The organism is Mesorhizobium sp. M7A.F.Ca.US.006.04.2.1, from assembly GCF_004022915.1.
In the GTDB taxonomy this organism is placed as follows: domain Bacteria; phylum Pseudomonadota; class Alphaproteobacteria; order Rhizobiales; family Rhizobiaceae; genus Mesorhizobium; species Mesorhizobium ciceri.
The window spans coordinates 1-7,531 of the sequence record NZ_RZQA01000247.1 but is presented as its reverse complement, the minus strand read 5'-3'; the positions used below and the strand labels follow the sequence as shown (position 1 = coordinate 7,531).

Annotated in this window: 4 protein-coding genes and 4 pseudogenes; 6 read left to right on the top strand and 2 right to left on the bottom strand. The window is 61.6% G+C overall.

What is annotated here, in order from left to right:
• The 6 genes and pseudogenes from EN925_RS15300 to EN925_RS15280 all read left to right on the top strand — a co-directional run.
• On the top strand, window positions 1-322 hold a 322-nt coding region (locus EN925_RS15300), incomplete at its 5' end, for a transposase (RefSeq protein ID WP_128336663.1).
• Window positions 319-671: pseudogene (gene tnpB / locus EN925_RS15295) on the top strand (IS66 family insertion sequence element accessory protein TnpB). The gene EN925_RS15300 and the pseudogene tnpB, both read left to right, overlap by 4 nt.
• A 69-nt stretch (window positions 672-740) precedes the next feature.
• A pseudogene (locus tag EN925_RS15290) lies at window positions 741-2,058 on the top strand (IS66 family transposase); the annotation flags it as partial.
• A gap of 49 nt (window positions 2,059-2,107) precedes the next feature.
• Entirely contained in the window at window positions 2,108-2,410 is a 303-nt protein-coding gene (locus EN925_RS39665) for a hypothetical protein (RefSeq protein ID WP_063169337.1), read from the top strand.
• On the top strand, window positions 2,397-4,460 hold the full coding sequence (locus EN925_RS15285) for a recombinase family protein (protein WP_063169338.1): 2,064 nt from the start codon (window positions 2,397-2,399) through the stop codon (window positions 4,458-4,460). Before EN925_RS39665 ends, EN925_RS15285 begins: the two co-directional genes overlap by 14 nt.
• A 28-nt stretch (window positions 4,461-4,488) precedes the next feature.
• Window positions 4,489-4,681: pseudogene (locus tag EN925_RS15280) on the top strand (transposase domain-containing protein); the annotation flags it as partial.
• 44 nt (window positions 4,682-4,725) lie between these two features.
• On the opposite strand, the pseudogene EN925_RS40710 reads toward EN925_RS15280, so the two are convergent.
• Both EN925_RS40710 and EN925_RS15270 read right to left on the bottom strand, forming a co-directional pair.
• A pseudogene (locus tag EN925_RS40710) lies at window positions 4,726-5,063 on the bottom strand (IS110 family transposase); the annotation flags it as partial.
• Window positions 5,064-5,151: 88 nt separating this feature from the next.
• Window positions 5,152-6,951 carry a CocE/NonD family hydrolase gene (locus tag EN925_RS15270; protein ID WP_164894221.1) on the bottom strand — a complete coding sequence of 600 codons (1,800 nt, stop codon included), beginning with the start codon at window positions 6,949-6,951 and terminating at the stop codon, window positions 5,152-5,154.
• Between the last annotated feature and the right edge of the window lie 580 nt (window positions 6,952-7,531).

The following is a 7,531-nucleotide window of genomic DNA, read 5'->3' as shown; positions in this document are numbered from 1 at the left end:
CGCAGAGACGCTGGGGCCGAAGGCGATCATTTCGGAGGTCGCCCGCCGTTATGGTCTCAGGCCGCAGCAGGTCTTCGCCTGGCGCCGCGAAGCGCGCAAACAGGCCGCTTCGGTGCAGCAAGATTCTCCTGCCTTTGTGCCGGCGGTTGTGGCGGCGGCGGAACCTGCAGCCAGCCGTTCACCGAAGCAGCGGAAACGGCAAGCCACCCGAGATGCCGGCATGATCGAGCTTGAGATCGACGGCATCGCGATGCGCGTCGGCCGGGGCGCCGATACCAAGACGGTGGCCGCAGTGATCCGCGCGCTGAAGGCGACGTCGTGATCGGGCCGACGGGTGCGGTCAAGGTCATGGTGGCGACGAAGCCCGTCGACTTCCGCAAGGGTGCGGAGGGATTGGCGGCGCTGGTGCGAGAGACAATGGGGGCCGATCCGTTCAGCGGGGCCGTCTACGTCTTCCGGGCGAAGCGGACTGACCGGATCAAGCTGATCTTCTGGGATGGCACCGGGGTTTGCCTGCTAAGCGTTTGGAGGATGGGGAGTTCCGCTGGCCGAAAGTGCATGACGGCATGATGCGGCTGACGGCCGCGCAGCTCTCGGCGCTACTCGAAGGTCTCGACTGGCGGCGAGTCCATGAGGCGCGCCGGACCCGCGTGCCAGCCCAGGCGGGCTGACCCGCGACGAAGTGAATCAGCCTAGATTCCGCTGTCGCGGGCTGTCGGCGAATATGGTCTGATCCGTTCATGGCGATGACGGCTGACCAGCTTCCCGACGATCCGGACGCGCTGAAGGCGATGGTCCTGGCGCACGACGTCGAGAATGCCCGTCTGATTCAGATCATCAAGGAATTGCAGCGTCACCGCTTCGGCCGGCGTGCCGAGACGCTCCCCGAGGATCAATTGCTGCTGGGGCTCGAAGAGGCGGAGCAGATCGAGGCCGCCGGTGAGGAAGAGAAGGAGCAATCTGCTCCCGCCGAGCGGCAAGCAAAGGCCACGAGGCGCCGGGCCAACCGGGGCGCGCTGCCACCCCATCTGCCGCGCGTGGAGATGGTCGTCGACATCGAGGACCATGCCTGCCCATGCTGCCGCAATGGCTTGCATCGGATCGGCGAGGACGTGAGCGAGCGGCTCGACATCGTTCCGGCGCAGCTGCGTGTAATCGTCGTGCGCCGGCCCAAATATGCCTGCCGCGCCTGCGAGGACGTCGTGGTTCAGGCTTCCGGCGCCGGCCCGGCTGATCGAGGGTGGTCTTCCGACCGAGGCAACGGTCGCCCAGGTGCTGGTCTCAAAATATGCCGATCACCTTCCGCTCTATCGTCAGGCGCAAATCTACGCCCGGCAGGGTATCAATCTCGATCGCTCTACGCTCGCCGACTGGGTCGGCCGCGCCGCCTGGCACCTGCGTCCGGTGCATGAGCGGCTGCTTGGCAAGCTGAAGTCCTCGGCAAAACTCTTCGCCGACGAGACGACCGCGCCGGTGCTCGATCCCGGCCGCGGCAAGACTAAGACAGGTCAACTCTGGGCCTATGCCCGCGATGACCGACGATGGGAGGGGAGCGACCCGCCGGGCGTCGCCTATGTCTATGCGCCGGACCGAAAGGCCGAGCGTCCGATCGCTCATCTCGCAGGCTTCACCGGAATCTTGCAGGTCGACGGCTATGGCGGCTATCGCGTGCTGGCCGACAAAAGCGGCGTCACGCTCGCCTTCTGCTGGGCGCATGTCCGTCGGCGCTTTTATGAACTGGCAGCAGCCGGTCCCGCGCCGATCGCCAGTGACGCGCTGAGACGGATCGCCGAACTCTACAAGATCGAGGATGACATCCGTGGCCGATCGGCCAACGAGCGCCGCGCGATGCGTCAGGACAAAAGCCGCGCCATCGTCGCCGATCTCGAACCCTGGCTGCGTGAGAAGCTCGGCCTGATCAGTCAGAAGACCAAGCTCGCAGAGGCAATCCGCTACACGCTCTCACGCTGGGAAGGCCTCTCGCACTTCCTTGACGACGGCCGCATCGAGATCGACAGCAACACCGTCGAACGCTCGATCCGTCCGATCGCAATCTCGGGGTCATTCTGCCCATGTTGGGCAGGAGGTCGAAGTCCCGTGCGCAGCAATGGATCTGGGCTCCCCGCGCGCGTCGCTTGCTGCACTGCTTGAACTGAACAAGCTCTTGATCCAGCGCCGTTTCCGGCGAGGCTCTCCGGATGGTTTCATCATCGGGGAGACTCAAAATGAGAACCTTGCCGCCACCGACACGATCTCTCGTGATCGTTCGCCAGCTCAGCATGCGCTCGACTCGCACAAGCTAGTCGGGCTGAGCGCAGCGCAACGAACGATCGTGATCGCCCGGCTCGCCAATGTGCTGATGGCCGCCGCCGGTATCGTGACGGAGGAGAGCCGCGATGACGAGCCGTAATCTGATTCCGGCCACCATCCTCAAGCGCAAGGCCGTTGTCTATGTACGTCAGTCCACGCAGGCGCAAGTGCAGCTCAATCTTGAGAGCCAGCGTCGGCAATATGAGCTGGTCGACGTCGCGCGGCGCTGGGGATTCCGCAAGGTTGAGGTGATCGACGAGGACTTGGGACGCACCGCAAGTGGAGCTGTGGAACGTCCCGGTTTCGAACGCCTGGTCGACGATCTGTGCACCGGTCATGTGGGCGCTGTGCTTTGCCTGGAGGCGTCCCGCCTGTCTCGCAACGGACCGGACTGGCATCGGCTGCTCGAGTTGTGCGGCGAAGTCGATGCACGGGTGATCGATCTGGACGGAGTCTACGATCCGGGACTGCCGAACGATCGCCTGCTGCTCGGCATGAAGGGGAGCATAAGCGAGTTCGAACTCGGGGTGCTGCGTGCTCGCATGTACGAAGCTGACCGCGCCAAGGCACAGCGCGGCGAACTGCGCATCTCTGTGCCCTTCGGCTACGTCTGGCACCGGGATTACGGTCTCGGGTTCGATCCCGATATACGCCTGCAGGAGACCATTCGCCTGATATTCGCGCGTTTCCGCGAACTCGGCAGTGCCCGCCAGGTCCTGATCTCGATGATCGACGATGGCGTGCATTTCCCCAGACCCTCCGACGGCAAGAAGATGGTGTCCTTCGCCTGGGTTCCGGTCCGCTACCGCAACGTGATCTCCGTCCTGAAGAACCCGTTCTACGCCGGCGCTTATGTCTATGGTAAGAGCGAGAAGCGCACCGAGATCGTGGATGGCCGCGTCCGCAAGAGCTATGGTCATTACAAGCCGGCCAGCGATTGGGCGGTGGTGCTCAAGGAGCATCACGAAGGCTATATCGGATGGAGCGAGTACGAACGGAACCAGGAACTTCTCGCCGCCAACGCCTATGGCAAAGCCGGCGGCGTCAAGTCGGGCCGCGGCGGTCGCGCGTTGCTCCCGGGTCTTCTCTCCTGTGGTCGATGCGGGCGAAGACTGGTTGTCACGTATGCCGGACGTGGCCAAGGTTACCCGGTCTATCGTTGCGAGAACACCATGATGGCGCAGGCGCGATGCATGTCGTTCAACGGCTTTCGCACCGATGCGGCGGTGGCCCGCGAAGCCTTGGAGGCGGTTGCGCCGATGGCGATCGAGGCGGCGTTGGAGGCTGAACAGATGCAGCTGGAGAGCGAAGCCAGGCGGCGGCAGATGATCGAGATGGACCTGCAGCAGGCACGCTATGAGGCATCGCTCGCCGAGCGCCGCTACGCCGCCTGCGACCCGGAGAACCGGCTTATAGCGGCCCAGCTCGAGAGGAACTGGGAAGCTAGGCTCAGGCGCGTGGAGACCTGCGAGGCCCGGCTCAGTGAAGTCCAGCGTATGGAGCCTGTCGACGCGATCCCTGACTTCACCGGCCTCGCCCAGGATCTCGAAGCCGCCTGGAATGCGCCGGGTGTCGATATGCGGTTCCGTCAGCAACTGCTGCGCGCGCTCATCAAGGACATTGTGGCGGACGTCGATGACGACGCGCGCGATGTGATCCTGACCATCCATTGGCATGGGGGCCAGCATTCCCAGGTAAGGGTTCGCAAGTCCAAATCCGGAGAGCATGGCCAGAGTACGCCTGAGGAGGCTCTGGCGGTCATGCGATCCATGGCAACGCGATGGTCGGATGCCGAAATCGCCGCCACACTCAACCGCATGGGCATGAAGACGGGTCAGGGAAAGACCTGGACGGCGCGACGCGTCCAATCCCTGCGCACGGTGCACAAGATCAGCGGCTATCGGTCTTCCGACAAGAACGGCGAGTGGCTTACCATGTCGGACGCGGCCGCGAAGCTTGGCGTGTCGCACGTCAAAATCCGCCGGTTCGTCAGGGACGGCATATTACCAGCCGAGCAGGTCATGCGCGGCGCGCCCTACCAGATCCGCGCCAGCGACCTTGAAGATGAACGGATCAAGGCCGATTTGGCGCGCAAATCTCCGCGTATCATCAACGACGATAATCAGAAATCGCTGTTTCCCGCCATTTGAAGAGGGGGTGCATAATGAATCAGTCTTCGCGCTCAACCGCAAGAACGCGCTCTTCGCAGGCTCTGACGGCGGCGCCGAACACTGGGCAGTCATCGCCTCGCTGATCGAAACCTGCAAGCTCAATGGTGTCGAACCGCTCGGCTTATCTCGCCGATGTCCTCACCAGGATCGTCAACGGCCACCCCAACAGCCAGATCGACGATCTCCTGCCTTGGGTCTACATCAACAAGCTCGAGCTCAAGGCCGTGGCCCGAGAATACCGCTTACTCTTGACATGCACGGGCCGGAACAGGTTAACCCGCATATCTGCGCGATGCCGCGAGCATGGTTGCGGTCGGTCTTGTTGACCTGTGCCTTGAGAACGCCTTGGAATGACGGGGCTCGATACAGGTCACGTAGTCCGGCTGCCGCCAGACCAACCATTGGGATAAGGGGCCGGCTTCAAGCCTGATCCGGGCGAGATTCCATGCGGGGTTCTTCAATGCGTCAGCAAGATCGTCCGGATGACTAGCAACCTTCATCTCTCGGCAAATTCGGCGCCCTTCTCACGATGCAAACGGTGGTCTCTTTCACGGAGACGTCCAGTCCGGCATAATTTTTCATGCTGCGCTTCCTTTCCTGATGCTTGTGGCTGTTCACACAGACCACGTTTTGTCATCATCTCGAAGCGCAGCACTTCAAAACAACCCGTTCAAGGCGGGGGGCAAAGCCGAATACCACAATCTAAACACCTAGCGATGCTGTTCAAATTCGCCTTGCCGGCATGGGACCCCATCGCTGTCATCACAGGAAGCAGTACGTGGGAGGGGAACTGCTCGCAGTGATGAATCGTGTTCCGAGCCACTACCCATTCAGTTTCGTCCCAGTTGTTACCTCCCGTATTCAGGTTGCGGTCGAACCGCGGGAAGGCCGAACTAGTGATTTCCAGGCGAATTTGATGGCCGGCCGGAAACCAATTACTTGTGGCGTCGAGATCAATCTCGATTTTGCATATAACGCTCGGTTCCATGAAAACAGCCCGATCAAAGCCCTCGCGATAGCGGACGCGCAGTATCCCGTCCACCACGTCAATCGCACGGCCATCGGGATGTACGTCCAACAGTCTGGCCACGAAGTCCGTGTCCGGGGCCGAAGAAGAGACGAAGAGGACCGCCCGGACAAATCCGGTAACCTCCATGCCCTCTGTGAGGGGCGGTGAAGTGAAGCAGAGGACGTCTGGACGAAGCTGGACGTCCTGGTAATCGCGGGGTCCTATAGTAGTTCCACTTGACTTCCCGCCGTCCATCCCCAAGAACGGCGCCGGATCCCCAGGGTCGTAGGTAAACGTGTCAGCCGGCTCGTCGGCACTCGGAGGCTCTACATCAAGAGTCCCGTCGCCTAGACGGGTCGCGGCATTCCCGCCGCTGCGGAGGAACCAGTGCTGCAGTTCCACACCAAGAGGGGGCCATTCTGACGCGGCACGCCACTCGTTGCGACCCATCACGTAGTACTGGACGCGGGGCATTCCCTCGATCCGGTCGGGCTTGTCGTTCAGCCAGCAGTCGAACCAGTCCAGGTAGATCTGCCAGCAATCCAGGCGCGCGTCGCCCAGCTCGCGCTCGCCGATAACCGTCGGGGCTTTGAGACTCTCGGTGCCACAATGCGTGGCTGGCGACAGAATGATATGTTGGTGATCGCGTGCCGCCGGGCTCAATCCGCGAGCACTAAAAACGCGCTGCTGGTGAAGCGCGTCGGCAGCCCCCACGTCGTACCACGAGTTCACGAACAGGGCTGGGACGTCGATGGTCGAGTCCTCGCTAAGCATCCCATTCCGATCCCCCCAGGGATCGCCTGGGTCACGCGAGACCCAGTCCTCCCAGTCAGTCGGCGGTCCCCCAAGGCTCTTAAGCATGTTGACGAGCGGCAGCGACGCGAAAGCCCGCTGATACTCCTCATCGCTTTTCGGTTGCACTCGGGACCGGTCCTTCGCTGCGGTTTGGTGGAACCAGGGGACAAACGCGGCAACCTCCACCGCACCGCCGAGACGGAGATCCCCGTTGCGATATCGCCCTCCGGCAGAGCCGTTCGCGCCGCCCGATCCCTGCGCAATTGCGCATCGGTGGGCTGGATGGCACAACTGCGCCAGCAAAACCTGCGCGATACCAAGCGCCGAGCACCCATATGTGCCCACGCGTCCATTCGACCATGGCTGCTGCGAAATCCAGGACAGCGTGTCATAACCGTCGTCCCCTATATGTTCCCTGAGCGTGAATACGCCGCCGGAATCGAAGACGCCACGACGCTCCTGCACAAGTACAGCGAACCCTTGTCCAGCAAACATTCTTGCCACTTTGTGGCGAGGCTCAACCGGACAGCGATAGGGCGTCTTACCGTATTGAGTTCGGATAAGGATTGACCCGAGTTCCCCAGTGTAACCAATAGGCCGATACAGGTCCGTGGCGAGCTCAACGCCGTCCCGCATTGGAACGCGCAAGCCGGTCTGCAAAACCACTTCGTATCGCGGCGTTGGCGGTTTAATCGGGCCTAGTTCATTACACACTTCAGAGTGCCTCCCAGACATTGAGACTGATTCAAGATGGAGTGGCCAATTTCGACGGGTCTCAGCATTCTATCTGCACGGTGGTGTGTTCGTCGCATTCACAGTACAACGATGAACTCTGTGCCGTTGCTAAGTTGTTTGAAAAGAAACTCAACCGTGCTTCTCTAGCAGGTCCGGCACTCAATGATGGCGCGTTGCCACCCCAATTTCCCTATTGCTTAAATCAATGTGACAGCGCGCCTACGCCGCTGTGCAAAACATCAATTGTGAGTCTCACCGCCATTATGTGCCGATCCATGGACCCCCATTCCATGCTGATTGACGCGGGCCGATGGGGCAAGCTGCTTGATGTGAGAAGCGACGGGCTCCCCGACCGATCGCAGCTTGTTATCACCGTTTGTTTGAAATAGTGGAGGTAGGCTAGCCAGGCGGCAAGCTGTTCAAATTCGCCTTGCCGGCATGGGACCCCATCGCTGTCATCACAGGAAGCAGTACGTGGGAGGGGAACTGCTCGCAGTGATGAATCGTGTTC